The sequence below is a fragment of the Streptomyces sp. NPDC048718 genome, from assembly GCF_043198875.1.
Lineage (GTDB): Bacteria > Actinomycetota > Actinomycetes > Streptomycetales > Streptomycetaceae > Streptomyces.
Map to the genome: position 1 here is coordinate 147,920 of NZ_JBICVG010000010.1, position 25,951 is coordinate 173,870.

The following is a 25,951-nucleotide window of genomic DNA, read 5'->3' on the forward strand; positions in this document are numbered from 1 at the left end:
GCAGCGAACCCCGTCCCCGGGGCCCGTCCACGCCTCGGCGCGCGGCCGGGGCGGGCGGCGGTGACGGATTGACGAAGCGGCCGCCGGGCCGGTGTCGCGTTGGCGTCGCACCGGTCCGACGGCCGCCTTGGCATATGCCGCGAACAGGCCCTACGCCTCCAGGAGCCGCTGGCCCACGTACTCGCCCGTGGCGGGTCCGCCCGGCACCGCGAACAGTCCACTCGCCTCGTGCCGGATGAACGTGGACAGCGCGTCGCCCCGGTCGAGCTTGCGCTGCACCGGTACGAAGCCGCGCAGCGGATCGGCCTGCCAGGCGATGAACAGCAGTCCGGCGTCCGGGGTCCCGTCCGCCGCGATGCCGTCGTGGTAGCTGAACGGACGGCGCAGCATCGACGCTCCGCCATTTTGTGCGGGGGCGGAGATCCTGGAGTGCGCGTTGTTCGGGATGACGGTCTTGCCGTCCGCCCCGAGCTTGTTCAGATCGAGCGGGGTGGTCTCCGAGCCGCCGGTCAGCGGCGCGCCATCCGACTTCCGGCGGCCGATCACCTGCTCCTGCTTCTCCCGGGACAGTTTCTCCCAGTCGTCGAGCAGCATCCGGATCCGCCGGACGACCGCGTACGAGCCGCCCGCCATCCACGCCTGCGCGCCGGACGCGGTGTCGGGCACGTAGATCTGCTGGTCGAAGCTCGCCTGCGCGGGCACGGGGTTGTTGGTGCCGTCGACCTGGCCCATCAGGTTGCGGGCCGTCATCGGCTGGGCGGTGGCCCCGGCCGAACGGTTGAAGCCGTTCATCTGCCAGCGCACCCGGGCCGCCCCGGCCGCGTCCTTCTGTACGGCGCGCAGCGCGTGGAAGGCGACGAGCGCGTCGTTCGCGCCGATCTGCACCCACAGATCGCCCTCCGACCGCTTGGGGTCGAGGACGTCGGAGGAGAAGGCGGGCAGCGGGTCGAGCTGCGAGGGCCGGTGGGCGGTGAGTCCGGTGCGGTCGAAGAAGGTGCGGCCGAAGCCGAACGTCAGTGTCAGGGAAGAGGGGCCGGCGTCCAGCGAGACACCGGTGTCGGTGTCCGGCGTCCCGCCCGCCATCAGCGTCCTGGCCGTCGCCGACCAGCGGCGCAGCAGCGCGGCGGCCTCCTTGCGGCCCGCGCCCGGCACGAGGTCGAAGGCGACCAGATGACCGCGGGACTGAAGCGGTGTGCTGATCCCCGCCTGATGTTTCCCGTGAAACATCACCTCGGTCGACCCGACCGTCGTGAGGGCGGGCGCGCCGGCGGAGGACCCTTCCGAGACGGCCGAGGCGATCCCGGCGCCGCTGACCGCGCCGACCACCAGTCCGCCGGCACCGGCCGCGCCGAGGGTGCCGAGCACCCGGCGCCGGGACATCTCGACGGTGGTGCTCGTGGTGTCGGCGGTGTCTCCGTCCGGGCCGCCCCCGGACGTGCCCCCGGACGTGCTCGCGGACGTGCTCGCGGACGTGTTCACAGACGGATTCACCAGCTTGTTCTTGGACTTGCTCACGGGTCAGCCGATCTTCACGGTCTTCTGGATGGTGGTCTGGTCGATCTCGGAGGTACGGACCGTCACCTTCATCAGCCACTCGCCCGGCATCGGCAGCTGGACGCCGGACGCGCTCCAGTGGCCGCTCTGGACGCGGTCGGGGACGACGGGGAGCGGCCCGATGTTCTTCGCCGCCAGGGTGAAGGAGACCTTCACCTCGGGGACGTCCAGGGCGCTTTTGTCGGGCCGCACCACGAAGAGGTGCAGCGCGTTGGCGCCCGTGCGGCCGGGGTCGAGGGTGAGCTGGACGGTGCCCTTGCCGTTCGTACCGCCGGTGTCGAAGGGCAGCCGGACGTCGACGGGGCGGTCGGGGACGGCGGGGGCACCGGCCGCGGTCCGGCCGGGGCCCGCCTCCTCCTCGGTACGGGCGGGCTCGGTGGAGGTCAGGACGGTGGCCACGGCGAGCAGGACGACGGCGACGGCGGCCTCGGTGAACACCGAACGGCGCAGGCCGGACCGTTCCGGGTCGGCCTCCCGTTCCTTCTTCCGGCGCGCGGTGGCGACGGCGGCCCGCTGCCGGGCGAGCTGCTCGGCCCGCTCGGAGCCGACCCCCGCCTCGCCGGGGTCCACCGTCTCGTCGGCGGCCTCCGCCTCGCTCGATTCGCCGTCGCCCTCCCGGTCCCCGTCGCCCTCCCGGTCCCCGTCCCCGTTCCCGTCTCCCGTGGCGGCCGGTTCCCCGACCCGCCGGACCCAGCGCCGCGAGATCCAGGCGATGCCCAGGAGGACGGCGACCAGACCGGCCTTGACCATGAGCAGCTGCCCGTACCGGGTGCCGGTCAGCGCCGACCAGGTGCCCACCTGCCGCCAGGACTGGTAGATCCCGGTGGCGACGAGGACGGCGACCGCGCCGAAGGCGACCGTCGAGTAGCGCTCGATCGCCCGCCGTTCGAGGGAGGGGGCGCGGTGCAGCGCCACGAGGAGGGTGGCGAGTCCGCCCAGCCAGACCGCGACGGCCAGCAGGTGCAGGATGTCCACCGGCATGGCGATGCCCGGCTGGAGCCCGGTCGAGGCGTGCTCGGCGAGCGCCCAGGTCCCGGCGATGCCGGCGGCGACCACGGTGCCGCCGAGGGCGAGGCCGAAGGTGAGGTCGCGGTGGTCGGCCTCCTCGCGCCGCCGGGCGTACGCGCCGAACAGCACGGCCACGAAGAGCGCCGCCGCGCCGAGCAGCAGCAGCCGCGAGGAGAGGGCGGCCCCGGTCTTGGTCTCCAGGACGGCCCGCAGTCCGCCCAGATCGAAGACATCGGCGAGCTTGCCCGTGCGGGTGTACGGATGCCGGAGCAGCAGCAGCGCGAGGGTGGCGGCGGTCAGTGTGAGCCAGCCGCGGACCACCAGCTTCTGCACGGGCCGTACGGACGCGCCGCGCGGCCAGCACATCAGGACGAAGGCGCCGCCGCCGACGAGGACGACGAAACCGGCGTACGCGAGGTAGCGCGCGGTCCCGTACAGCGCGCCGACGAGTCCGCCGCCCACCGGTGTGTCGGGCAGCACGACGGCGGTCTTCGAGGGGGCTCCGACGGAGAAGGTGAGGGCCCCGGAGACGGGGTGGCTGTCGGCGGAGACGGCCTGCCAGGCCACCGTGTAGGTGCCGTCGGGCAGACCGGGCAGCAGGGCGACCCCGTAGCGGACGGTCGCGTTGCTGCACAGGTCGCGGATCTCGCCGGTGTCGACGCGCTTGCCCGCCGGGTCGAGGACCCGCAGGGAATCGTCGCTGAGGGCGACCTGCTCGGAGAAGGTGAGGTTGACCTCCTTGGGGGCGGTGGCGACCACCGCCCCGTCCTGCGGGTCGCTGCCGGTCAGTGCCGCGTGCGCGGACGCGGGGCCCGCCATGGCGAGCAGGGCGCCGAGGAGCGCGGCGGTGACGAGCAGCAGCCGGGCGAAGGCCGGCCCGAGGCGCGGGGCGGTGGTCAGCATGGGTGGGTCACTCCCTCACAGGGCTCAGTGCTGCTTCGGGTTGTGGTTGGGCGCTTCGACGGAGAGCTCGACCTTGAGGGCGGCGGACTTCTCGAAGTGCAGCTCGACGGCGACCTTCTCGCCCTGCTTGGGGTGCTGCTTCATCTGCATGAACATGATGTGGTTGCCGCCGCGTTCGAGCTTCAGTTCCCCGTTGGCGGGGATGTCGAACGACTTCACCTGCCGCATCTTCTGGTCCTTCGTCTCGTGCAGCGAGACGTCGTCCGAGACGGAGCTGGTGACGGAGATGAGCTTGTCGGCGGTGTCCCCGGTGTTGGTGAGGGTGAGGAAGCCGCCGCCCATGTCCATCACGGGCTGCGGCATGAACGCGCCGCTCACCTTCAGTTCGGGCTTGCCGGTGCCGGCCTTGGGAGAGGCGTCCGAGGAGTCGGACGAGGAGCAGCCGGTCAGGGTGAGCGCGGCGGCGACGGCTATGGCGGAGAAGGCGGACAGGGCGGTGGTGCGGCGGTTCACGGGGTCTCTCCCTTGATGAGCTTCGGCAGGTCCTTGGCGTAGTCGTCGGCGCTGGTGCTCTCGCCGTACAGGACGTAGCCCTGGTCGGTCGTCGGCGAGAACGCGATCACCTGCGCTCCGTGCATGGAGACGACCGTGCCGTCCTTGTCCTTCGTGGCCGGGTCGATGCCGATGCCGATCGACCGGGCACCGGCCTGGATCGCGGCGAAGTCGCCGGTCAGTCCGATGAAGGAGGGGTCCCCGGCGGCGGGCAGCCACTTGCCGAGTTCGGCGGCGGTGTCGCGGGCGGGGTCGGTGGTGACGAAGACGACCTGGAGCTTGTCCTGGTCGGCCTTGGGGAGCTGCTTGCGGGCGATGGCGATGTTGCTCATCGTCAGCGGGCAGACGTCGGGGCAGTGGGTGTAGCCGAAGTAGATCAGCGTCGGCTTGCCCTTGGTCCGCTCGCGCAGATCGAAGCTGCGGCCCTTGGTGTCGGTGAGGACCAGGTCGGGCTTGGTGAACGGCCGGTCGAGGACGGTGGCCGCCTTGGCGTTGTCGGACCCGCCGGCGAGCTGGGCGACACCGCCGTTCGCGCTGCCGGGCCGCGGACTGTCGTCGCCGTCGCCGGAGCCGACGGCGATGGTGATCGCCACGGCCGCGGCGATCGCGGTCGCGGCGATGAACAGCGGGGCGCGGCGGCCCGGTCGGCGGCCCTCGGCGCCCGCTGTGGTGCTCCCGGCCGTCTTGACGGCCGGGGGTGTCTTGTCGGACATGGTGCGTCTTTCGGTTCGGGGACGGGCGTCAGGCGGAGCGGCGGCGGCCGGCCAGGACACCGAAGGCGACTCCGGCGATCCCGAGGAGGATGCCGACGACGCCGAGCACGCGGGCCGCGGTGTCGGTGGCCGAGGTCTCGGCCTTGGCCTCGGCCGTGGTCACGGACTTGGCGTCGGCCTTGTCCGTGGTCGCGCCCGGGGCATGGGTGTCGGTCTTGCTGTCGGTCTTGGCGTCGGCCGCGGCACCGTGACCGCCGTGCTCGTCGTCGGCCGCGGCCGACAGCTTCAGGACCGGCGCCGGGTTGTCGGGTTCGGCCGCGCCGTCCTGGGGCTCCTCGATCCAGCGCACGACCTCCTTGTTGTCGTACGTCTGGAGGGCCTTGAGGACGAGCCGGTCGGTGTCCTCGGGCAGCCGGCCGAGGGAGATCGGGAACTGCTGGAACTGGCCGGGGCCGATCTTCGAACCGTCCGCGGTCCAGGTGACCTTGGTGACGGCCTCGTTGATCTTCTCGCCGTGCGTCTCCAGCGGCTTGGCGAGCTTGGACCGGGTGACGTCGACCTTCCAGCCGGGGACCGGCTGCGGCATCACGGAGGCCAGCGGGTGGCCGGCCGGGAAGCTGAGCTCGATCTTGACGGTGGAGGCGTTGTCGCGCTCGTTCGGGACCTTCAGGTTGACGGTCGCGTACCCGCCCTGGGCGGCCTCGCCCTGCGGCTGCACGCTCACGTGCGCGAAGGCGGTGCCGGACAGCAGCAGGACGGCGGAGGCGGCGACTGCGCCCGCGACGGTGATACGGGACAGAGCAGTGCTCATGGGAGGACTCCACTCGATGGAGGAACGCGGGATACGTGCGGGGGACGGCCCGTGCGTACGGATACGCGTACGGGGCGTCCGCGGTCCCGCTCCCGTCCCGGTGGGGAGGCCGCCGGGGCCCGGAAGGGCCGTCGGGGGCGGTGGAGCGGTCCGCGTCAGGCTGCGAGCACGCAGCGGACGGCGGCCGGCGGGCCGCGCCGGATCACCGTGTCCGCGAGGGCCACCACGACGGGCGGCGGCGAGGAGTCGAAGGCGGTACGGGCGGGGCCGCGGGGGCCGGCGGCCGGGGCGGCCGGCAGGCCGGCGAGCAGGGCCCGTACGAAGGAGAGCGCGACGCGCAGCGAATGGACGAGCGCGGCGCCCGTGAACTCGGCGGCGCCCTCCGCGGACAGCCGTACGAGCCGGCCGAGGGCCAGGTCGCCGCGGCGCAGCAGCCAGCCGGTGGCGAGCGCGGCGAGCAGATGGCCGAGCAGCATGGGCAGGCTGGGGAACATCCCGGCGACCGGGTCGGCCGAACCCATCGCGTGCGCCAGGTGCGACGGCGCCCCGGTGACCGCCGGCGCGGTCGCCGCGGTCGTCGCCGCCGTGGTCGTCGCCGTGGTCGTCGCACCGAACGCGGACGAGGGGCCGAGTCCGGCGTCGTCGACGATCCGGGCGGCCTCGGCGGCGTTCAGCTGGGCGGCGCCGCGCCCGCAGATCAGGTCGGCCGCGAGCCGGACGAGCGCGTCGTTCGCCCGGAGGCCGGTTCCGGTTCCGGTTCCGACGGTGCCCGTACCCGGGGTGAGCGAACGCTGTCCGAGACCGAACAGGGCGTGCAGGGCGAGCTGTCCGAACGCGAGGGCGCCGACGACTCCCGCCAGCGAGCGTTCCCGGCCGGTGAAGAGCACGGCCACCCCGAAGACCCCGAGGAAAGCGGCGATCAGCGACCACGGCGCGATGCCCGCGCAGGCGGCCAGCGCGTGGCCGAGCGCGGCCAGCACGACACAGACCGCGGTGAACACCGCGGCCCTCAGCATGCGTGGCGCGAACGCGGGGGCAGACATGGCGGGGCCATCATCGCACCAGGCCCCTCCCGGCGATACGGCAGGTCCGGAAGGTCACTCTTGCGCCGTCCTCGGGCGGTTCGCTCCGCCATACACCGGGCCGGACCGCACGTGAATCCGCCGAACGAGCGGACCGCGTTCTCTCGCGTGCTTACGGAGGGTTCTGATCGGCAATAGGTATCGGTATGTCGTGCCGCAGCATGTCGAGCCGCAGCCAGGAGGCTGGAGCATGAGCATCTGGTGGTCCTTCCATCTGCGCCGCGATGCCGCGAGCGTGCCGCTCGCCCGTCGGCTGCTGCTCGGCGCGATGGAGACGGCGGGGGTCGACCCGGACGTCTCGTACGAGCTGTCGGTGGCCTTGACGGAGGCGTGCGCGAACGCCGTCGAACACGGCGGCCGCCCCCTCGACGGCGGGGCCGGCGGCGCCGGGGGTGGGGTGGACCCGGCGCGTGGTGCCGAGCAGTACCGGGTGACCGCTTATCTCGACGGCGAGACCTGCCGGATCGAGGTGGCGGACTCCGGGCCGGGTTTCCCCGGTTTCCCGGGACGCGCGGGCCAAGCCCGCGAACGGCTCCCGGCCCCGTCCGCACCGGACCCGGACGCGGAGAGCGGCCGGGGTCTGCGCCTGATCGAGGAACTCGCCGACCACGTCCACTTCGGCCGGACGGGCCGGGGCGGCGCGCTCGTCAGCTTCGACAAAATCATCAAATGGCGCACGGACGCCCCCTTGGTCCTGGCCTGACGTCCGGATGAGGGCCGCCGCGATCCGGTGCGGTCCCGGAGACACCGTGAGTGCGGGCCACCTCCCTGCCGCTTTGCACTCGTGCGGGCCCATTCCCGGAGGCACTGTGAGTGCGGGTCGTGCCTTTGACGAGGCCAGAGCTACCGGGCCGGCCTATGGCCGAGTGAGCCGAAGGGGTGCGTCGGGGGAACAGTGCCGAACGCGCGCAGGCCCGCGAGGAACGAGTGGGCCGAGCACGATCGGTGCTGTGAGTCCGACTCCAGCACCCCGGAGGTGAACCGAGGCACAAAAAGGCCAACGCGACGCAAACAACATGCGCTCAGGCTTGCCGCCTCGCTTACGTGCGGGCCGCACACCAGCCGCCGCGCTTACATGCGCGCCCAGCCCCAGCCGCCTCGCTTCACGTACAAACCCAGCCCCCGCACGTCCCCGCACGCCCCGCCCCAGCCCCCGCACCTACGTACAAGCCCAGCTCCCGCCACCCCCACCCGCCCCCGCACCCTGCCCAGACCACCGCCCCATGCCGCCCTGCCCCGCGCCCCAACCGAAGAAGCCCCCGCCGACCAGTGGTCGGCGAGGGCTCCTCCACGTCATATGACGTGAAGCGACGCGGTGCGAAAGGTCAGCCCTGGAGGCCGGCCATCCACGCCTCGACGTCCTCGGAGCGGCGCGGCAGAGTGGCGGAGAGGTTCCGGTTGCCGTCGGCGGTGACGAGGATGTCGTCCTCGATCCGGACGCCGATGCCCCGGTACTCCTCGGGCACGGTCAGGTCGTCGGCCTGGAAGTAGAGGCCCGGCTCGACGGTGAGGCACATGCCCGGCTCCAGCGTCGTGTCGACGTACGTCTCGGTGCGCGCGGCGGCGCAGTCGTGGACGTCCATGCCGAGCATGTGGCCGGTGCCGTGCAGGGTCCAGCGGCGCTGCAGGCCCAGCTCCAGGACGCGCTCGACCGGGCCCTCGACGAGGCCCCACTCGACGAGCTTCTCGGTGAGCACGCGCTGCGCGGCGTCGTGGAAGTCGCGGTAGCCGGCGCCGGGCTTCACGGCGGCGATGCCGGCTTCCTGCGCCTCGTACACGGCGTCGTAGATCTTGCGCTGGATGTCCGTGAACGTGCCGTTGACGGGCAGGGTGCGGGTGATGTCGGCGGTGTAGAGCTCGTTGGTCTCCACACCGGCGTCGAACAGCAGCAGGTCGCCGGCGCGGACCGGGCCGTCGTTGCGGACCCAGTGCAGGGTGCAGGCGTGCGGGCCGGAGGCGGCGATGGTGCCGTAGCCGACGTCGTTGCCCTCGACGCGGGCGCGCAGGAAGAAGGTGCCCTCGATGTAGCGCTCGCTGGTGGCCTGGGCCTTGTCGAGGACCTTGACGACGTCCTCGAAGCCGCGGGCGGTGGCGTCGCACGCCTTCTGCAGCTCGGAGACCTCGAACTCGTCCTTCACAAGGCGGGCCTCGGAGAGGTGGATCCGGAGTTCTTCGTCCGTCTCGGCGGTGACCTTGTCGGCCAGCGCGGCCTCGATGCCGGCGTCGTGGCCGCGGACGTTGCGGACCGGGCCGGTGGCCTCGGCGAGGTACGCGGGCAGTTCGCGGACGTCCTTCGCCGGGAGGCCGAGCAGCTGCTCCGCCTCGGCGAGGGAGTGGCGGCGGCCGACCCACAGCTCGCCCTGGCCGTCGAGCCAGAACTCGCCGTTCTCGCGGTTGGAGCGCGGCAGCAGGTAGAGGGTGGCCTCGTGGCCGCCGTCGACGGGCTCCATGACGAGGACGCCGTCCTGCGTCTGGTCGCCGGTGAGGTAGGCGTACTCGGTGGAGGCGCGGAAGGCGTACTCGGTGTCGTTGGACCGGGTCTTCAGGTTGCCGGCCGGGATCACCAGGCGCTGGCCCGGGAAGCGGGCGGACAGCGCGGTGCGGCGGGCGGCGGTGTGCTCGGCCTGCGCGATCGGCGTGAGGTCGTGGAGTTCGGTGTCGGCCCAGCCGGACTGCATGTTCTCGGCGAGCTCGTCGGAGACGCCCGGGTACAGGCCGTTCTTGCGCTGCTTGATCGCCTGCTCTTCGGACTGCTCCGGGGTCTCCGGGGTGTCCGTCGTGAGCTCTTCGGCCACGGGTCTGCCTCCTTTTGGTACGACTCTGAACCATCCCCATCGTACGGTCGTACGGAAGAGGGCCCGGAGGCGGAAGGCCCTTGAGGGCCGGGGCGACGGGGCGGCCGGTGACTGTTCTCACGCGATGGTCACGCAGTGCTCGGGGCGCGTGCACAGTCCGTTGATGTCCGGCATATGCCAACTCGCGTGTCCTATGCCATTCCTGTGCCTTTCCCGCCGGCCTGTGCCGCTTCTGGCGGAGCGTGAGGCCCCGAGGGCCCGACCCTTGGACCGTCGAAAGAGGCGGCGGCGGACTCCCGGATCAGTCGAAGCGGACGGCCAGCAGGACGGCGTCCTCGGCACCCTCGGCTCCCTCGGAACCTTCACGGCCTTCGCGCGCCTCACAGCTCTCACGGCCCTCGGCGCCGCCCACACCCCGCGTACCGCCGACACCCCGCGTCCCGCCCGCACCCCGCCCGTCGCGCAGGACGGCCCGCAGGACGTGGTCGGCGACGGCGCCCGGGTCGGTGCGGGCGGCCTTCGGGACGCTCGCGGCGGCCGCGTGCAGCCGGGCGAAGGCCAGGTCGGTGCCGTCACCGGTACGGCGCAGCAGTCCGTCGGTGTACAGCAGCACCGTTTCTCCGGGTGCGGGGGTCAGTTCCACGCTGGGCGCCTCCCAGCAGGCGAGCATGCCGAGCGGGGCGGACAGCGAGGTCTCCACGAACTCGGTGCGGCGGGCGCCGACGAGCAGCGGGGGCGCGTGTCCGGCGCCGGCGAGGAGGATCCGGCGGGCTCGCGGCTCGCAGTAGGCGAAGAGCGCGGTGGCCGAGCGGGCGGGTTCGGTGAGCCGCAGCAGCAGTTCAAGGTCGGACAGGACGGCGACCGGGTCCTCGCCCTCCATCACGGCGTACGCGCGCAGGGAGGCGCGCAGCCGTCCCTTCGCGGCCAGTACGTCCGGTCCGGTTCCGCAGACGGAGCCGACCGCGAGGCCGAGCGCGCCCTCGGGCAGCGGCAGCGCGTCGTACCAGTCGCCGCCGCTGCGGGTGCCGCCGCTGTGGCGGACGGCGAGCTGGACGCCGGGGGTCCGGGGGAGCCGCCGGGGCAGCAGTTCCTCGGCGAGCGCGGCGGCGTGCGCGCGGGCGCGTTCGACTTCGAGGAGCCGGGCGAGATGGGTGGTGGCGAGGCTGCCGTAGAGGCCGACGAGGTGGCGCTGACGGTCGGCGGGCTCGGCGGGTTCGTCGTACAGCCAGACGGCGGCGCCGAGGGTGCCGGTGTCCTCGGTGGCGAGGGGCAGCGCGTAGCTGGCGGCGTAGCCGAGCCGGGCGGCGACCTCGCGGTGCCGAGGGTCGAGGTCCCGGGCGGTGCGCAGGTCGGGGATGGTGATCGGGCGGGGCAGGGCGCCTTCGGGGCGGGGGTCGAGCCCGTCGAGGATGCGGCCGTACGAGGTGACGCCGCGCGGCACGGTCTCGATGGTGCCGAGTTCGGCGTGGGCCAGGCCGAGGCCGATGGTGCTGGCGGGGCCGAGTCCGTCGGCGGGTTCGAGGACGGCCAGCCCGCGGCGCGCGCCGACCAGGGAGGCTCCGGCGCGCAGGAGTTCGCGCAGCGCTTCGTCGAGGGAGGCGGTGCGGATCAGGGCCTCGGTGAGGTCGTGGAGGAGGGTCAGATCCGAGACCCAGCCGGCCAGCTGGTCCTGGAGCGGGGTGGTGCGGGAGGGGGCTTCGTCCGGGCCCGGCGGTCCGCCGGACAGGGGCGGGGGAAGCGGCGCGCCGGAGGGCTCCGCAGTGTGCGGGGGAGCGGTGACGGCGGAATCGATTCCGGCCACATTCGGCGCGTGAGGCGTACTCATGGCGCTTGTCTTTCCGACCAGCACATTCGCTGCAATAGCACCGCGAACCCCCAAGTCATTCTGCGCAGCTATCCATAGATCCACATCTACACGGACATGTAGAGGCATGTCCAGCATCGTCACGTGCGGACTTCTGGTGTCCGTGAGGCTGTACGAGAGGGTTGAAACCCAAGGGAAGTTGGCTGAAAATTGACCCCGGTGTGCACCATTTGCGGTCGACTGGCGTCGTTTTAAAGCGCGTCATTTCAAGCATGACGGGTACGTAATCGGTGACGGGCAGGGGCAGTTGGAGACGCCCCTGGACACGGACGCGGAACCCGAGCGTCCTCATCACCGCAGGCCGCACCCTTACCCCGAGTGGCGGGGAACGTGTTCCGGCAGGACCGACCGCCTGGAACGACCGCCGACCGCCGGAAGCGCGCAGGGGCCCGGAGCTCGCGATGCTCGTGAGACCGGGCGCAGACCGTACGAACAGCGAAGAGCCGCGTACACCGGTGTGTGCGCGTGTACGTGATGTTGTGATGTGGATTCGGCGTTCAACGAAAGGAACGAGCGCTCATGCGCGAGATCCTCGGAAGGCGACGCAGGCTCCGGTTCCGGCGTGACAAGCGCGAGACGGGTACCGAGGGCACCGAGGGCAGGACAAGCGACGCGGGTGGCACCGGCGGCGCGAACGGCGTGGCCGGCGCGGGCGGTCCGGGCGGTCCGGGAGGCTCGGACGGTACGGGCGGCGGCGGGGACGGCGGCGCACCGGACGGCGGTGACGGCGCGGCCCGGCGCGACGAGGCGCTGCGGTGCGCGGCCTGGGGCTGGCCGGTGCTGCCGGGCGCGGGACTGCGGACGGGCGGCGTGCGGGCGACGGGCTTCCTGCGGACACGCGTCCGGGTGATGGACTCCCGTCCGGGCGCGGACCCGGGCCGGGGGACCGGTCCCGGCGGCGTCGTGAGCTGCGCCTGCCCCGACCCCGAGTGCGTCGTGCCCGGTGCGCACCCCCTGGACCCGGAGCTCCTCGCGGCCACCACCGACCGCCGCATGATCCGCTGGTGGTGGGACAGCCGCCCGGACGCCCCGGTGCTGCTCGCCACCGGCGGACGCGCCCCGTGCGCGGTGAGCCTGCCGGCCGTCGCGGGCGTCCGCGCGCTCGCCGCGCTCGACGGGCAGGGCCTGCGGCTCGGCCCGGTGGTGGCGACGCCCACCCGCTGGGCGATCCTCGTCGCCCCGTACCGCCTCGAACGGCTCGGCGAACTCCTCTACGCGAAGGACGGCGTGCCCAGTTCGCTGCGGTTCCACGGCGACGGCGGCTACCTGCCGCTGCCGCCCTCGGTCACCGGGACCGGGCAGGTCCGCTGGGAGCGGGCGCCGCTGGAACACCGGGCGGAGCCGGCGGGTGCGGAGGATACGGCGGGCGCGGCGGACACGGCCGAAACCGCTGGTCCGGTGGGCATGGCGGGTACGGCTCCGGCGGGCGACGGCCTCGCGGTCCGGGGCGGGCGCGAGGGTTCCACGGGGCCCTGGCTGCCTGATGTGGAGGCGGTCCTGGACGCGCTCGTCGAGGCGAGTTCGAGCATGCCGGGCGGCGGCAGCCGGCTCGCGTACTGACCCCTCCCTGCCGGGGCCCGCGCGACCGAGGCCGTAAGAACGCGGCGCGCGAGCAGAGCCGTGGGAACGCAGCCGCACGACGCAGCCGGGCGAGACGCGGTGGCCGCTCCGGTCACGAGTTCGCCATCTCACCCGAACGGGCGAGGGTGCTCCGGCATCCCGGAACGGCGCCCGCGCGCCCCGCCGGGAGCCGGACGGGGCGCGGATAGGTTCACCGGAAGAACCGTCCGGTTCCGGTGGACAGATGGGCCGTCGTATGAGGCACAGGCGCGTGACCCCGGTGGCGCTGCGCGCGTTCGCGCTCGGACTCGTGGTCGCGGCCGCCGCCCTGGTGCCGGTCATGGCGACGGCCGGCCCGGCGGACCGCCCCGCACCGGCGGCTCTCGGGGGCGGATCGCCGGCCGTGCTCGCCGCGCAGGAGTCCCCCGAGCCGGGATTTCCCGAGCCGGATCAACCGGCGCCTTCCGCTCCCGCGCCGCGCCCGGCCCCCGAGCCCTCAGTGGTTCTTGGGGTTTTCGACCCAGAGCCCGACCCCGATACCGCCCCCGCGCCCGCTCCCCTTCCCGTGGTCACGCGCTGCGGCCTTGAACTCTCCTCGCCCGACGGTGTCGAGGCCCAGACGTGTGTGGTGAGCGAAGGAGCCGGGGTCCGCGCGCGGACGTATTACCGCAACGCCACCGGCCGGGAGCTGGACGCGGTCCTCACTTTTCTCGCGCCCGCCGGCCGGACCGTTCAGGTGCGCTGTGCGATCGAGGCGCGCGATGAACCGGGAACGTGCCAGACACCAATGGAACCGAGGGAAGAGAGCCGTGCGGCGGAGTATTCGGCGGTCGCGGAATTCGCCGGATCGGGAGAGGGCGACAGCACGCCACTGTTGCTGCGTTCGGGGAGCAACGGAGCCCGAACGGAGGGTAGTTGAGCCCTGTACGGCTTCGCGGGCGCGAGGCGCGCGCGGTTTCGGGCATGGAAAGGCCCGGTCGCTGGCGACGGGGGATGCACCAGCGACCGGGCTTCAAGAACGGTAACAAGAGATTGGCCGTTCGCAAATTCGATCTCGGTTATTCGGACAGGGATTTAGCCCGTCCGGCGAGAACGTGTGGCGGAGGTCACCGACTGACCGGTCTGTCAGTCACGGATACCGCGCGGGGTATCAGCTGAGCGTCACCTGACGGTTGGTGAGACCGCCGCGCGCCCGGCGCTCCTCGACGGTGAGCGGAGCGTCCGAGGCGAGCGCCTCGGTGAGCCGCTCGGCGAACTCGGCGGCCGGCTTCTCGCACTGCTCCGCCGTCATCGAGGTCGGCAGGTCCCACACGGGAACGGTCAGACCGTGCGCCCGGAACGAGCCCACCAGCCGGGTGTCCGCGCCGAGCGAGGACGTGCCGGCGGCCTGGAGCCGGGCCAGCGCGTCGAGCAGCTTCTCCTCCGGGTACGGCATGACCCAGCGCAGGTGGTTCTTGTCCGGGGTCTCGCACCAGTAGGCGGAGTCGACGGAGGACAGCTTCACGGTGGGGATGGCGGCGGCGTTCGCGCGCTCCAGGGAGGCGGCGACCTCCGGGCTGGAATTGTCCGAGGACTCCGGAATCCAGAATTCGAATCCGGTGTGCACTTCAGGCGCAAAATCGCTGTTCGGGTCGAGCAGATCCTGGAGCCGCGGCCCCTTTGCCGGTACGCGGCGCGCGGTGACCGGCGTGCCGGGCTCGGCCACCAGGGCGCGCTCCAGGGTGTCGGCGAGGTCGCGGCCCAGGTCGCCGGTGGACGAGTCGTTCTGCAGCGCGAGCAGCACGGAGCCGTCGTCGCGGCGCAGCGCGGGCCACGCCATCGGCAGCACCGTCGCGAGAGTCACCGACGGGACGCCCTCGGGCAGCCCGCCCTTGAGGGTGAGCGGCACGGTCGCGGCGGGCACCAGCTCGCGCAGCGCGACCCAGTCGCACTCGCCCGGCAGGCCCTCGAACGGCCGCTGGACCAGCTCGGCCACGGCGTGCGCGGCGGCCCGCCCGTGGCACGCCTTGTAGCGGCGGCCCGAACCGCAGGGGCACGGCTCCCGCGCGCCGACGACCGGGATCTCCCCGTCGGCGAGCTGGGCCTTGCCGGCCTTGCCGGGCTTCGTCTGGGGGCGCTTCTTGGCCATGGTGGGGTTTCTCCCGATCGCGGCGTTCCAGTGATCCAGTGTTCGGCCGCGAGCCTAGCCGCCCGGTGTCCTTCGACGCCCCTTTCTCCGTTGTCCGTACGGGCGGTGCGGGGGTGCGGCGGTACGGGGCCGCGTAAGGGCGTACGGGAGGCGCGGCGTACGAGAGACGCCGGGGTCGCGCGTACAGCCGAGGAACGGGAGACCGAGGCACCGAGGAACCAAGGAACGGAGAAAGGGCGGCGGCCCGTGCGGGACCACCGCCCTTGGAATCACTCCAAGTCGCTCCGGGTCATTCCAGGTCGTCGTACGCGTCGAGGAACCCGAGGCCGGACCCGCCGCCGACGCGCGCCGCGAAGTCCTCGCGACGGTGCCCGCCGGTGACCCGGACCCAGACGGTGACCTCGCCCGTCGCGCTGTCCCGTACGCCCCAGTCCTGCGCGAGCGCCCCGATGATGTTCAGCCCGCGGCCACCGTGCGCGGTGACCGAGGGTGTGGCCGGAACAGGGCGGGTCGGACCACCGCCGTCCGTCACCTCGACCAGGAGACCGCCCGCTCCGTCGATGCTCCAGGCGGCCCGGACCTCACCTTCTCCGACGTCCGCGCGGCCCAGCGGCCTGCCATGGCGATACGCGTTGCTCAACAGCTCCGAAAGGATCAGCACCGCGTCGTCGACGACCGATTCGGCCATGCCGCTGCGGTCCAGCTGCTCCCGCATCCGGTGCCGTGCCTGCCCCACGCCCGCAGGACCATGAGGAACGGCCATGCTCGACGACGTGGGCACTGTCTGTGCCACCATCAACGCCACCCCCGAGACCTCCTTTGCCCCACGCCACCGTGTGGATGCCCCGATGGCGTGGGCCGGAAACCGGCCAGTAATGCCAGGGTGGCGCACTCGTGACGATCGCGTACGCCCCGAACGCGCCGGAGCACACCCCCTTACCCGTGTGACGGATGAGGCAAAGGGGGTGAAGACGGGCCCGGGATTTCGCCCGGGGAAACGGTTCTACAGGCAGTGGCTTCACCGGGAGCGGTTCCCCGGGGAGCGGTGCTACAGCCGGCCCAGCTGGGTCAGTACCTGCTTCGGCCGGTTGGTGATGATCCCGTCCACACCGAGCTCTACGCACAGCTCGACGTCGGCCGGTTCGTCCACCGTCCATACGTGGACCTGGTGTCCGGCCTCCTGCAGGCGCCGGATCACGGCCGGGTGGTGGCGCACGATCCGGACCGACGGGCCGGCGATCCGCGCGCCCGCCGGCAGCCGCCCGTCGCGCAGCCGAGGGGTGACGAACTGGGTGAGCGAGACGGTCGGCAGCGTCGGCGCGGCCGCCGCGACGCGGTGCAGCGAGCGGGCCGAGAAGCTCATGACCCGGACGGACGACTCCTCGGGCGCCGCGGGCGCGGCGAGACCGAAGCGGTCGAGCAGCCGGAGCAGCTTGTCCTCGACCTGGCCGGCCCAGCGGGTGGGGTGCTTGGTCTCGATGGCCAGCTCGATGGGGCGGCCGGTGTCGGCGACCAGCTCCAGGAGGCGTTCGAGGGTGAGGACGGAGGTGGCGCCGGGGTCGCCCCAGTCCGGGACCTCGCCCGCCTCGTCGCGGCCCTTCCAGGTGCCGAAGTCGAGCGCGGCGAGGTCGGCGAGTTCGAGGGCGGAGACGGCGCCGCGGCCGTTGGAGGTGCGGTTGACGCGCCGGTCGTGGACGCAGACGAGATGGCCGTCGGCGGTGAGCCGGACATCGCACTCCAGGGCGTCCGCGCCGTCCTCGATGGCCTTCACATAGGCGGCCAGGGTGTGCTCGGGGGCGTCCTCGGAGGCTCCGCGGTGGGCGACCACCTGGACGGGAAGGCGGCTCGGGTGCCGCTGTGCGTGGGTCACCGCGACATGGTACGGGCGTCCGATATGTCCGCAGTAAAGAATCGGGTGCCGATGCACAGCTCCGGCTTACAGTGGCCTGACGTGCTGTGGGAAAAGCTGATCGCAGCACCTGACGACGTCCGCGCAGTGCAACGAGGAGAGAGCTGTGAGCACCGAGAACGAGGGTACGCAGGTTCCGGAGAGCCGGCCCACCCCGTCCGCCCCCGCGGCACCCCCCACGCCTCCCGCGCCCCCCGTCGCGCCTCCGGCCCAGGCCGAGAGCCAGGCAGAGACCCCGGCCGAGAAGCAGATCGAGCCCCAGGCCGGTACTCCGGGCGCGGCCCCGGCCCCGGCCCCGCAGGAGGCCCCGGCCCCGGCCCCCGCCGCCGATGCCGGCGCAGGCTGGCCGCCCGCCCCGCCCGTGGCCCCGGCCTGGGGCGTACCGCAGCAGCCCGTACCCGAGGCCCCGGCGCGGGGGCGCGGCGGCGGTCTGATCGCGGCGGTCCTCGTCGCGGCCCTGGTCGCGGGCGGCATCGGCGGCGGGGTCGGCTACTGGGCCGCGAACCAGCGCGACGGCGGCCCCGGCGGCTCGACCACCATCTCCGCGGGTGACTCCCCCTCCTCCTTCAAGCGTGACCCCGGCACCGTCGCCGCCGTCGCCGCCAAGGCGCTGCCGAGCGTCGTCACCATCAGCGCGAAGTCCGGCGGCCGGGAGGGCGAGGGCGGCACCGGCACCGGCTTCGTCTACGACCGCGAAGGCCACATCGTCACCAACAACCACGTGGTGGCCTCGGCGGCGAACGGCGGCACGCTCTCCGCGACCTTCTCCAACGGCAAGACGTACGCGGCGGAGGTCGTGGGCCGCGCGCAGGGCTACGACGTGGCCGTACTGAAGCTGAAGAACGCCCCCTCCGGTCTCACCCCGATCCCGCTGGGCGACTCCGACAAGGTCGCCGTCGGCGACTCGACCATCGCGATCGGCGCGCCCTTCGGCCTGTCGAACACGGTCACCACGGGCATCATCAGCGCCAAGAACCGCCCGGTCGCCTCCGGTGACGGCTCCGGCGGCAAGAACTCCTACATGAGCGCGCTGCAGACCGACGCCTCGATCAACCCGGGCAACTCCGGCGGGCCGCTGCTCGACGCGAGCGGCGCCGTGATCGGCATCAACTCCGCGATCCAGTCGGCCGGCAGCGGCTTCGGCCAGTCCCAGGCGGGCTCCATCGGCCTCGGCTTCGCGATCCCGGTCAACCAGGCGCGCAACGTCGCCGAGCAGCTGATCAAGACCGGCAAGCCGGTCTACCCGGTCATCGGTGCCACCGTGAACATGCAGGACCAGCTCGACGGCGGCGCCGGCGCCGTCATCGCCGAGGAGGGCTCCGGTGGAACCCCGGCCATCAGCCCCGACGGCCCGGCCGCCAAGGCCGGCCTGAAGGGCGGCGACACGATCGTCGCCTTCGGCGGCCGCCCGATCGACAACGGCCGCACCCTCATCGGCGAGATCTGGACCCACCAGCCCGGCGACAAGGTCGAGATCACCTACAAGCGCGACGGGAAGACCTCCACCACCACCGTCGTCCTGGGCGAGCGCACCGGCGACAGCTGACCTCCGCCGACGCGGCCGATCTCCGCGTCGGCGCGGACACGCGGGTACGGCCCCGGGGCTCCGGCTCCGGGGCCGTACCCATGTCCGTTCCGGGTCCCGTTCCCGTACCCACGCCCGTTCCCGAATCTGCGCCCGCTCAGCGGGGCCCGGACGTCCGACGATCGCGGGAGCCCGCTTCGGACTGCCGAGGTACGGCATCCGCCGCGCGCAACGACCGCTCCGCCAGTCGGGCGCGTTCCCGGGCCTCGGGAGGCGGGGCCAGAGTGATGCCGGCGTCGGTGAGGATCCCCAGATCCAGCTCCCAGGTCACCCGCGAGCGCTGCTCCCACACCGCGAACGCGGTGGTCACGTGCCGACGAGCCTCGGGCACGGTCATTTTGGTGACCCGCACCAGGTGGGCGAACGCCTGGGCCTCGATGCCGCGGACCTGGGCGTAGCCGAAGTGCGTGACCGTATGGCAGTCCGTGCACAGGCAGATGAGCCGCTTGAGGGTCTGCGTACGGGTGCGTTCGTCGAAGGTCCACCGTTCGTGGGCCTCCAGCCACCGCTTCGTCTCGCGGTTCTCCTCGGCTCCGCAGATCTCGCAGCGCCGGCCCGCGCGACGGGTGATCATCCGGCGGAGACGTTCCCAGTCCTTCGACGCGACACAGGACCGGACGTTCGTGAACCAGCAGGTCTGCGGGACGAGGTCGACGAACAGACCGCTGCCGAGGCCGCGGTCCTCCCCGGGCAGCAGGTCGGGGATGTCGGGGACCGCCGCCCAGCGTTCCAGCTCGGCGATCCCGGGACGGGGCGCGTACCAGCGCTTCGCGGCCGGGTCCCAGCGCGCTCCCCCCTTCTTCGCTTCGTCCTTCTCGGCGTAGGGGACATCCAGCCAGAGTCGTTCAACTGCCATGCGCTGCCCTCTCGTTGGCTCCTGAATCGATGCTGGCACGCGAGGTCGCGCGAAGCGGCCCGGATGCGAAGACATCTCTCTCGGACGAGCCGGCGGGCCGGCCCCGGCCGCTCGCCCTGACTCCGGCCGACCAGCGAGCGAACAGCCGGGGACGGCCGCACTGGAGCGGTGCGCGGCGCGCCAAGGCCCGAAGCGTCCGGACGGGGGCGGGACGGCGGGCGGAAGACTGTCCGTGCGGCCGGCCCGGCGGCTTGTGGCCATCCTCGGGCCAGGCTTCCGCGACCGGCGCGGCCAGCCGGTACGCTGTACGTGCTCCGTCCCTGGTGGGCGGGGCGAGGGTGGGTTGCCCGAGCGGCCTAAGGGAACGGTCTTGAAAACCGTCGAGGCAGCGATGTCTCCGTGGGTTCAAATCCCACACCCACCGCAGGAAATCGGCGTCCGCGCCGCGTACAAGGGGTGTCCCGGTCAGGGGCACCCCTTCTTCGTATGTCCGGTGCCCTCGCGGAGGGCCGAGGGCCGAGGGGTGAGGGCCGAGGCCGGTGGGGGCGGCGCGAAGAACGGTGTGTGAGGAGGTTTATCGATAAGTCCTCACACCTGAGGGGGAATCGGAGGGTCCGGGGCGATTGGTCCGGGATGCGCTGGGCAACTCTGGTCTCGCGAGATCGGAAACACGATCGGAAGCACGACCGGAAAGACCAAGGCGGTCGATCAACCGCCTTGTCGAGCAAGCACTGTTCACAGCCCCAGCCGCAATCCCTTGATTCACCGCGGATCCTTTCCGGATCCAGAGCCCAGTTCCCGGAGGAACCCTTATGCCCAGCATCCGCACCGCCCGCGTCCTCGCCGTCGCGGCGGCTCTGCCGCTCGCCGCCGTGCTGTTCGGCGGGGTGGCCCTGGCCGACGACGGAGGATTCGCGAGCGACGGATCGGACGCCAGTGCCGCGTCGGTCCTCGGCAGCGGGGTGGTCGGCGAGAACGACGGCAACTCGACCACCACCCAGCAGGTGGCCACCGGTCCCGCCGCCTCCAACGAGAACCACACGGCGAATGTGAGCGGCTCCGCCTTCACCGAGATCAAGCAGCCGGACAAAGTGCTGACCTTCTCCTTCTTCTGACAGCCGGTCCGAGGGGGCGGCGTGTGGTGAACGCGGGCCCGTGCTCCGGTGCTTCGGTGCCGGCGCGCGGGCCGCTCGTGTGCGGGGCGTGTGCCTCCGGCGCTTCGGGCGCCCCGTGTGTCCGGCCTTGACAGTTCTCCGGAACCTGACGGACAGTCAGGCAATCCGAGTGGGCAGTCCCGCCGCGACACGAGAGGGCCATGCCGTGCATCTCGCCCCGACCGAACGCCAGTTACGGCTCCGTGCCGAACTCCGCGCGTACTTCCGCGACGTGATGCCCGACGGCCCCCCGCCCCCCGCCGACTCCGCCGCACAGCGCACGCTGCTGCGGCGGATCGGCGCCGACGGCATGCTGGGGATCGGCTGGCCCGAGGAGTACGGGGGCCAAGGGCGCGGTCCTGACGAGCAGTTCGTCTTCTTCGACGAGGCGTGCCGGGCCGGTGCCCCGGTCTCGATGGTCACGCTCAACACCGTCGGCCCGACCCTGATGCGCTACGGCACCGACGAACAGAAGGCGTACTTCCTCCCCCGCATCCTGCGCGGAGACGTCGTCTTCGCCATCGGCTACAGCGAACCCGAGGCGGGCACCGACCTGGCCGCCCTGCGCACCCGGGCCACCCGTGAGAGCGCAGGGAGCGGGGACGGCGGCGAAGACGATCCGGGCGCCGGGGGAAGCGGCGGCTGGCGGATAGACGGGCAGAAGGTCTTCACCTCCAACGCCCAGAACGCCGACTGGATCTGGCTGGCCTGCCGCACCGGCACCACCGAGGACCGCCACCGGGGTATCTCGATCATCCTCGTCCCCACCTCCGCGCCCGGCTTCTCCTGGACCCCGATCGAGACCGTCGGCGGGCTGACCACCACCGCCACCTACTACGACGCGGTCCGCGTCCCGGCCGGTCATCTCGTCGGCCCGAAGAACGGCGGCTGGGGGCTCCTCACCAACCAGCTCAACCATGAACGGGTCGCCCTCGCCGCCCTCGGCATGCAGGCCGAGGACTTCTACGAGGCGGCGCTCCGCCAGGCCCGGCGCCCGGTCGCCGCGGGCCGCCGGCGGCGGATCGACGAGCCATGGGTACGGATACGGGCCGCCGAGGCGCACGCCCGGCTGGCCGCGACCCGGCTGCTCAACTGGCGTCTCGTGGGCGACGTGGGCGCGGGCCGGCTCGCCCCCGGGGACGCGAGCGGCGTGAAGTTCGCGGGGACGGAGTCGGCGGTCGAGGTCTACCGGCTGTGCCAGGAGATAGCCGGCCCGGCGGCACTGGTCCGCACCGGCTCGCCCGGCGCGTTCGACGACGGCGGGCTGGAACGGATGAACCGGGCCGCCCAGATCAACACCTTCGGCGGCGGCGTGAGCGAGGTGCAGCGCGAGATCGTCGCGACGACGCGGCTCGGCATGAAGCGGAGGGGGCGGCGATGACCCCGCCCCACCGGGACACCCCGGCTTCGGCCCCGGCACCCGGTCCCGCTCCCGCTCCCGTGTCCGACCCCGGGGCCCGGCTCCTGCCGTACGAACGACTCGCCGCCTACGAAGGCCGGCCCGTCTCCCGTCCCCGGGCCGGCAAGGACCCCGTCAACGAGCCCATGATCCGCCACTGGTGCGAGGCCATGGGCGACACCCACCCCGCCTATCGGGGCCCCGGCGCCGTCGCCCCGCCCACCATGCTCCAGGCCTGGACCATGGGCGGTCTGTCCGGGCACGGGGACGGGCACGGGGACGAGGACGGGCACGGGGACGGTTCCGGAGACGGGCCCGGCGCGTACGAGGAACTCTCCACCCTCCTCGACGCCGCCGGCTACACCTCGATCGTCGCCACCGACTGCGAGCAGGAGTATCTGCGGCCGCTGCGCCCCGGCGACACGGTCGTGTGCGACTCCGTCATCGAGTCGGTCTCGCCCCGCAAGACCACCCGGCTCGGCACCGGTCACTTCATCACCACCCGGATGAACGTCAGGACCGGCGGCGGCGAACTCGCCGGCACCCACCGCTTCCGCGTCCTCAAGTACGCCCCCGCGCCCCCGGCGCCCACCCGGCTGCCCGCGCCCCCCAGGCCCTCCGCGCGCTCCCCTCGCCCCCTCCGCCCCCGCCCCGTCGTCAACCGCGACAACGCCGGTTTCTGGGCCGGAGTGGCCGAACACCGCCTCCTCGTCCAGCGCTGCGGCACCTGCGCGACGCTCCGGTTCCCCTGGCTGCCCGGCTGCAACGCCTGCGGCTCGCGCGCCTGGGACACCGTCGAGGCGAGCGGCGAGGGCACCGTCTACTCGTACGTCGTCATGCACCACCCGCCGTTCCCGGCCTTCGACCCGCCCTACGCGGTCGTGCTCGTCGAACTCGCCGAAGGCGTACGGATGATCAGCAATGTCGTCGGGATCCCGTACGACGAGGTGCGCATCGGCATGCCGGTGCGGCTGGAGTTCCGGAAGGTGGACGAAGAGCTCGAACTCCCGCTGTTCAGAGCCCTGGTGCCCGCAGACCGCGAAGAAGGCGCGGTGCGCGAAGAGGGTGAGAACTGACATGGACTTCACCCCCACCGAGGAGCAGTCGGCGGCCCGCGCGCTCGCCGCGCGGATACTCGGGGATCTCGCCACCCACGAACGGCTCACCGCCACCGGCACCGGCAGCGATCCCGAGCTGTGGAAGGCCCTGTGCGCGGCGGGCCTGCCCGAGGCCGTCCTGGAGACCGGTCTCCTCGGGCTCGTCCTGCTCGCCGAGGAACAGGGGCGGACGACGGCGCAGGTCCCGTTCACCGCGAGCGCCGTCTACGGGTTGCTGACCCTCGCCCGGCACGGCACGCGGAAGCAACGGGCCCGGCTGCTGCCCGGACTCCTCGCCGGGACGACGGTGGTGACCGGCGCCTTCCCCGCGTACGACGGCCAGGGCGCCGTCCGCGCGGGCCCCGGGGGCCGGCTCGCCGGTGCCGTTCCGTGGGTCCCGTGGCTGCGCGACGCCACCCATGTCCTCGTCCCCGACGAGACGCGGGCGCTCTGGCTCGTGTCCCTGCGGGATGCCGGAGTGGAGCCCGTCGAGCTCACCGCGCCCTGGTCGGCCGGACGGCTGGTGCTCGACGGGGCGCGCGGGGAGCGGGTGGGGGTGCCCGGGGCGTACGCGGGGGTGCTGGGCGCCGCCCGGATCGCGTTCGCCGGGCTACAAGCGGGCGTGTGCGCCGGTGCGCTGGCCCGCGCGGTCGCGTACACCTCCGTACGCGAGCAGTTCGGCCGTCTGCTCTCCGCCCACCAGGCCGTCCAACTCCGGGCGGCCGACGCGTACATGGACACCGAGGCGATCCGGGTCACGGCCTACGAGGCGGCCTGGCGGTACGACGAGGGCCTGTCGTACGCCGAGGAGGCGCTGACGGCCGCCTGGTGGGCCGCCGAGGCCGGAACCAGGGTGGTGCACGCCGGACAGCATCTGCACGGCGGTCTCGGCGCCGACCTCGGCCACCCCGTGCACCGGCACTTCCTCTGGGGACGGCAGCTCGGCGCGTATCTGGGCTGCGGCACCGAACTCCTCGCCGAACTCGGCGACCTCCTCGCGAAGGGAACGCCCGCATGACGACAGACCCCGCAGGGGTACGGGAGGCACGAGTACGGACGGCGGCGCGGGTGCGGCCGGGCGACACGCTCGCCCCGCTCGTCGTCCCGGTCACCCGCACCCTCGTCGTCGCCGGGGCGATCGCCGCCCGCGACTACCAGGACGTGCACCACGACGCCGAGCGCGCCCGCGAGAAGGGCTCCCCGGACATCTTCATGAACATCCTCACCACCAACGGTCTCGTCGGCCGCTACATCACCGACCACTTCGGCCCGCGCGCCGTCCTGCGCGCCGTCTCCATCCGGCTCGGGGCCCCCAACTACCCCGGTGACACCATGACGTTGACCGGAACGGTGACGGAGGTCGACGGCGCGACGGTACGGGTCCGGGTGGTCGGAGCGAACGGGCTCGGCCACCATGTGACGGGCACGGTGACAGTCGACGTCCCGACGGATCCGAAGGACCTGGCGGATCCGCCGGCCCCGGAAGTCCCGGCAGCCCTGACGCCCCCCACGCCCCTGACAACCCTGACAGGGAACCCTGACCCGGACCCGGACCCGGCCCCTGACCCCGCCCCCGACCCCGCCCCGGAGGGACCCCGATGACCGCGCACGCCCGCGCGGACGGGCTCGGCGGGCGCGCCGCCATCGCCGGGATCGGCGCCACCGCGTTCTCCAAGGACTCCGGCCGCAGCGAGCTGACCCTGGCCGTGGAGGCCGTGCACGCGGCCCTCGACGACGCCGGGCTCGCCCCCGGCGACGTCGACGGCATGGTCACCTTCACCATGGACACCAGCCCGGAGATCACCGTCGCCCAGGCGGCCGGCATCGGCGAGCTCTCCTTCTTCTCCCGGGTCCACTACGGCGGCGGCGCCGCCTGCGCCACCGTCCAGCAGGCGGCCCTCGCCGTCGCCGCCGGGGCCGCCGAAGTCGTCGTCTGCTACCGGGCGTTCAACGAGCGCTCCGGCCGCCGTTTCGGCTCCGGCGTACAGCACCGCGAACCGTCGGCGGAGGGCGCGGCGCTCGGCTGGCCGCTGCCGTTCGGGCTGCTGACCCCGGCCTCCTGGGTCGCCATGACCGCCCAGCGCTACCTCCACACGTACGGGCTCTCGCCGGACGTCCTCGGCCATGTCGCCGTCACCGGCCGCCGCCACGCGGCCACCAACCCCGCCGCGTACTTCTTCGGCAGGCCGATCACCCTCGCCGACCACGCCGCCTCCCGCTGGATCGCCGAGCCGCTGCGGCTGCTCGACTGCTGCCAGGAGACCGACGGCGGCCAGGCCCTCGTCGTCACCTCCACCGAGCGCGCCCGCGACCTCGCCCGCCCGCCCGCCGTGGTGGTGGCCGCCGCGCAGGGCGCGGGGCGGGGCCAGGAGGCGATGACCGGCTTCTACCGGGACGCGCTGACCGGGCTGCCCGAGACGGGGGTGGTGGCCCGCCGGCTGTGGCGGACCTCGGGGCTCGCGCCCGGCGACATCGACGTCGCGATCCTCTACGACCACTTCACCCCGTACGTCCTGATGCAGCTGGAGGAGTTCGGCTTCTGCGGGCCGGGTGAGGGCGCCGGCTTCGTCGAGGCGGACGTACTGCCGCTGAACACCCACGGGGGCCAGCTCGGCGAGGCGTATCTGCACGGCATGAACGGCATCGCGGAGGCGGTCCGGCAGCTGCGCGGCAGCTCCGTGAACCAGGTGGCGGGGGCGGCCCGGGCCCTGGTCACGGCGGGTACCGGGGTCCCGACGTCCGGCCTCGTCCTGGGCACGGACACCTGAGGCCCGCCCGCCCTCCTCGCGGCACCCGGGGTCCCGAAGAACCCTTAACGCCGCTGCCCCCGACCCCTGAGGCATCCCCGAGAGGACCCTGAGGGACCGCCTCCGGGCGGCGTACCGACCCGCTCCGGCACCACCCCGGACCTCGCCCCCGAGCCCGTCCCCGACCTCATCCCCGATGCCGCCCCTGATCCCGTCTCGGGGTCCGACCCTGAC

Annotated in this window: 21 protein-coding genes, 1 tRNA gene and 1 pseudogene; 11 read left to right on the forward strand and 12 right to left on the reverse strand. The window is 73.0% G+C overall.

All coding sequences use genetic code 11. The features are described 5' to 3' along the window. Positions 1-150 precede the first annotated feature (150 nt). The 6 genes from efeB to ACGFRB_RS20665 all read right to left on the reverse strand — a co-directional run bounded on the left by efeB (position 151) and on the right by ACGFRB_RS20665 (position 6,584). Complete coding sequence (efeB, locus tag ACGFRB_RS20640) at positions 151-1,380, reverse strand: iron uptake transporter deferrochelatase/peroxidase subunit (RefSeq protein WP_363003791.1); 1,230 nt, start codon at positions 1,378-1,380, stop codon at positions 151-153. A 138-nt stretch (positions 1,381-1,518) separates the two neighbouring features. Further along, positions 1,519-3,465: a copper resistance CopC/CopD family protein gene (locus tag ACGFRB_RS20645; protein WP_393244779.1), complete on the reverse strand. Its 1,947-nt coding sequence runs from the start codon at positions 3,463-3,465 to the stop codon at positions 1,519-1,521. Between the two features lie 24 nt (positions 3,466-3,489). Beyond that, positions 3,490-3,978, reverse strand: coding sequence for a copper chaperone PCu(A)C (locus ACGFRB_RS20650; protein ID WP_393244781.1), 489 nt, complete (start codon positions 3,976-3,978; stop codon positions 3,490-3,492). Further along, positions 3,975-4,730: an SCO family protein gene (locus ACGFRB_RS20655; protein WP_393244783.1), complete on the reverse strand. Its 756-nt coding sequence runs from the start codon at positions 4,728-4,730 to the stop codon at positions 3,975-3,977. The genes ACGFRB_RS20650 and ACGFRB_RS20655 overlap by 4 nt, the downstream gene beginning before the upstream one ends. Before the next feature lie 28 nt (positions 4,731-4,758). Beyond that, on the reverse strand, positions 4,759-5,541 hold the full coding sequence (locus ACGFRB_RS20660) for a YcnI family protein (protein WP_393244784.1): 783 nt from the start codon (positions 5,539-5,541) through the stop codon (positions 4,759-4,761). A 155-nt stretch (positions 5,542-5,696) separates the two neighbouring features. After that, positions 5,697-6,584, reverse strand: a complete 888-nt coding sequence (locus ACGFRB_RS20665; RefSeq protein ID WP_393244786.1) for a hypothetical protein — start codon at positions 6,582-6,584, stop codon at positions 5,697-5,699. A 229-nt stretch (positions 6,585-6,813) separates the two neighbouring features. Between ACGFRB_RS20665 and ACGFRB_RS20670 the strand changes: the two genes are divergently transcribed. Then, positions 6,814-7,326 (forward strand): ATP-binding protein, encoded by a 513-nt coding sequence (locus ACGFRB_RS20670; RefSeq protein ID WP_393244788.1) that lies wholly within the window; start codon positions 6,814-6,816, stop codon positions 7,324-7,326. Between the two features lie 622 nt (positions 7,327-7,948). Here the strand turns inward: ACGFRB_RS20670 and ACGFRB_RS20675 are convergent. Further along, positions 7,949-9,418 (reverse strand): aminopeptidase P family protein, encoded by a 1,470-nt coding sequence (locus ACGFRB_RS20675; protein ID WP_393244789.1) that lies wholly within the window; start codon positions 9,416-9,418, stop codon positions 7,949-7,951. Between the two features lie 301 nt (positions 9,419-9,719). After that, the gene (locus tag ACGFRB_RS20680) at positions 9,720-11,360 is read right to left on the reverse strand and encodes a PP2C family protein-serine/threonine phosphatase (RefSeq protein WP_393244935.1); all 1,641 of its coding nucleotides are present in this window, start codon (positions 11,358-11,360) and stop codon (positions 9,720-9,722) included. A gap of 672 nt (positions 11,361-12,032) precedes the next feature. Between ACGFRB_RS20680 and ACGFRB_RS20685 the strand changes: the two genes are divergently transcribed. Then, a complete protein-coding gene (locus tag ACGFRB_RS20685; RefSeq protein ID WP_393244937.1) occupies positions 12,033-12,842 on the forward strand; it encodes a bifunctional DNA primase/polymerase in 810 nt (269 codons plus the stop codon). Positions 12,843-13,113: 271 nt separating this feature from the next. Further along, a complete protein-coding gene (locus tag ACGFRB_RS20690) occupies positions 13,114-13,761 on the forward strand; it encodes a hypothetical protein (RefSeq protein ID WP_393244791.1) in 648 nt (215 codons plus the stop codon). Positions 13,762-13,992: 231 nt separating this feature from the next. Here the strand turns inward: ACGFRB_RS20690 and ACGFRB_RS20695 are convergent, their stop codons facing one another. The 3 genes from ACGFRB_RS20695 to ACGFRB_RS20705 all read right to left on the reverse strand — a co-directional run bounded on the left by ACGFRB_RS20695 (position 13,993) and on the right by ACGFRB_RS20705 (position 16,840). Further along, positions 13,993-14,970 carry a DUF5926 family protein gene (locus tag ACGFRB_RS20695; RefSeq protein ID WP_363003450.1) on the reverse strand — a complete coding sequence of 326 codons (978 nt, stop codon included), beginning with the start codon at positions 14,968-14,970 and terminating at the stop codon, positions 13,993-13,995. 289 nt (positions 14,971-15,259) lie between these two features. After that, complete coding sequence (locus ACGFRB_RS20700) at positions 15,260-15,862, reverse strand: ATP-binding protein (protein ID WP_363003448.1); 603 nt, start codon at positions 15,860-15,862, stop codon at positions 15,260-15,262. 156 nt (positions 15,863-16,018) lie between these two features. Further along, positions 16,019-16,840 (reverse strand): glycerophosphodiester phosphodiesterase, encoded by an 822-nt coding sequence (locus ACGFRB_RS20705; RefSeq protein ID WP_363003446.1) that lies wholly within the window; start codon positions 16,838-16,840, stop codon positions 16,019-16,021. Positions 16,841-16,985: 145 nt separating this feature from the next. On the opposite strand from ACGFRB_RS20705, the gene ACGFRB_RS20710 reads away from it, so the two are divergent. Further along, the gene (locus ACGFRB_RS20710) at positions 16,986-18,425 is read left to right on the forward strand and encodes a S1C family serine protease (protein ID WP_393244794.1); all 1,440 of its coding nucleotides are present in this window, start codon (positions 16,986-16,988) and stop codon (positions 18,423-18,425) included. 136 nt (positions 18,426-18,561) lie between these two features. On the opposite strand, the gene ACGFRB_RS20715 is transcribed toward ACGFRB_RS20710, so the two are convergent. Next, on the reverse strand, positions 18,562-19,320 hold the full coding sequence (locus tag ACGFRB_RS20715) for a DUF5710 domain-containing protein (protein WP_393244795.1): 759 nt from the start codon (positions 19,318-19,320) through the stop codon (positions 18,562-18,564). Between the two features lie 337 nt (positions 19,321-19,657). Between ACGFRB_RS20715 and ACGFRB_RS20720 the strand changes: the two genes are divergently transcribed. The 7 genes and pseudogenes from ACGFRB_RS20720 to ACGFRB_RS20750 all read left to right on the forward strand — a co-directional run bounded on the left by ACGFRB_RS20720 (position 19,658) and on the right by ACGFRB_RS20750 (position 25,738). Further along, positions 19,658-19,744 (forward strand) — tRNA-Ser (locus ACGFRB_RS20720). Positions 19,745-20,132: 388 nt separating this feature from the next. Further along, the gene (locus ACGFRB_RS20725; protein WP_363003440.1) at positions 20,133-20,435 is read left to right on the forward strand and encodes a hypothetical protein; all 303 of its coding nucleotides are present in this window, start codon (positions 20,133-20,135) and stop codon (positions 20,433-20,435) included. 205 nt (positions 20,436-20,640) lie between these two features. Beyond that, on the forward strand, positions 20,641-21,855 hold the full coding sequence (locus ACGFRB_RS20730; protein ID WP_393244797.1) for an acyl-CoA dehydrogenase family protein: 1,215 nt from the start codon (positions 20,641-20,643) through the stop codon (positions 21,853-21,855). Beyond that, positions 21,852-22,949: a bifunctional MaoC family dehydratase N-terminal/OB-fold nucleic acid binding domain-containing protein gene (locus ACGFRB_RS20735; RefSeq protein WP_393244799.1), complete on the forward strand. Its 1,098-nt coding sequence runs from the start codon at positions 21,852-21,854 to the stop codon at positions 22,947-22,949. Before ACGFRB_RS20730 ends, ACGFRB_RS20735 begins: the two co-directional genes overlap by 4 nt. Position 22,950: 1 nt before the next feature. Further along, entirely contained in the window at positions 22,951-23,988 is a 1,038-nt protein-coding gene (locus ACGFRB_RS20740) for an acyl-CoA dehydrogenase family protein (RefSeq protein ID WP_393244801.1), read from the forward strand. Further along, positions 23,985-24,416, forward strand: a pseudogene (locus tag ACGFRB_RS20745) (acyl dehydratase); the annotation flags it as partial. The gene ACGFRB_RS20740 and the pseudogene ACGFRB_RS20745, both read left to right, overlap by 4 nt. Positions 24,417-24,568: 152 nt before the next feature. Continuing rightward, a complete protein-coding gene (locus ACGFRB_RS20750) occupies positions 24,569-25,738 on the forward strand; it encodes a lipid-transfer protein (protein ID WP_393244803.1) in 1,170 nt (389 codons plus the stop codon). Positions 25,739-25,951: the final 213 nt, after the last annotated feature.

Bases quoted from the DNA above. Each gene is read 5' to 3' on its own strand.
- efeB (WP_363003791.1), bottom strand. From the start codon at position 1,380: ATGTCCCGGCGCCGGGTGCTCGGCACCCTCGGCGCGGCCGGTGCCGGC.
- ACGFRB_RS20645 (WP_393244779.1), bottom strand. From the start codon at position 3,465: ATGCTGACCACCGCCCCGCGCCTCGGGCCGGCCTTCGCCCGGCTGCTG.
- ACGFRB_RS20655 (WP_393244783.1), bottom strand. From the start codon at position 4,730: ATGTCCGACAAGACACCCCCGGCCGTCAAGACGGCCGGGAGCACCACA.
- ACGFRB_RS20660 (WP_393244784.1), bottom strand. From the start codon at position 5,541: ATGAGCACTGCTCTGTCCCGTATCACCGTCGCGGGCGCAGTCGCCGCC.
- ACGFRB_RS20665 (WP_393244786.1), bottom strand. From the start codon at position 6,584: ATGTCTGCCCCCGCGTTCGCGCCACGCATGCTGAGGGCCGCGGTGTTC.
- ACGFRB_RS20670 (WP_393244788.1), top strand. From the start codon at position 6,814: ATGAGCATCTGGTGGTCCTTCCATCTGCGCCGCGATGCCGCGAGCGTG.
- ACGFRB_RS20680 (WP_393244935.1), bottom strand. From the start codon at position 11,360: ATGCTGGACATGCCTCTACATGTCCGTGTAGATGTGGATCTATGGATA.
- ACGFRB_RS20695 (WP_363003450.1), bottom strand. From the start codon at position 14,970: ATGGCCAAGAAGCGCCCCCAGACGAAGCCCGGCAAGGCCGGCAAGGCC.
- ACGFRB_RS20715 (WP_393244795.1), bottom strand. From the start codon at position 19,320: ATGGCAGTTGAACGACTCTGGCTGGATGTCCCCTACGCCGAGAAGGAC.
- ACGFRB_RS20725 (WP_363003440.1), top strand. From the start codon at position 20,133: ATGCCCAGCATCCGCACCGCCCGCGTCCTCGCCGTCGCGGCGGCTCTG.
- ACGFRB_RS20735 (WP_393244799.1), top strand. From the start codon at position 21,852: ATGACCCCGCCCCACCGGGACACCCCGGCTTCGGCCCCGGCACCCGGT.
- ACGFRB_RS20740 (WP_393244801.1), top strand. From the start codon at position 22,951: ATGGACTTCACCCCCACCGAGGAGCAGTCGGCGGCCCGCGCGCTCGCC.
- ACGFRB_RS20750 (WP_393244803.1), top strand. From the start codon at position 24,569: ATGACCGCGCACGCCCGCGCGGACGGGCTCGGCGGGCGCGCCGCCATC.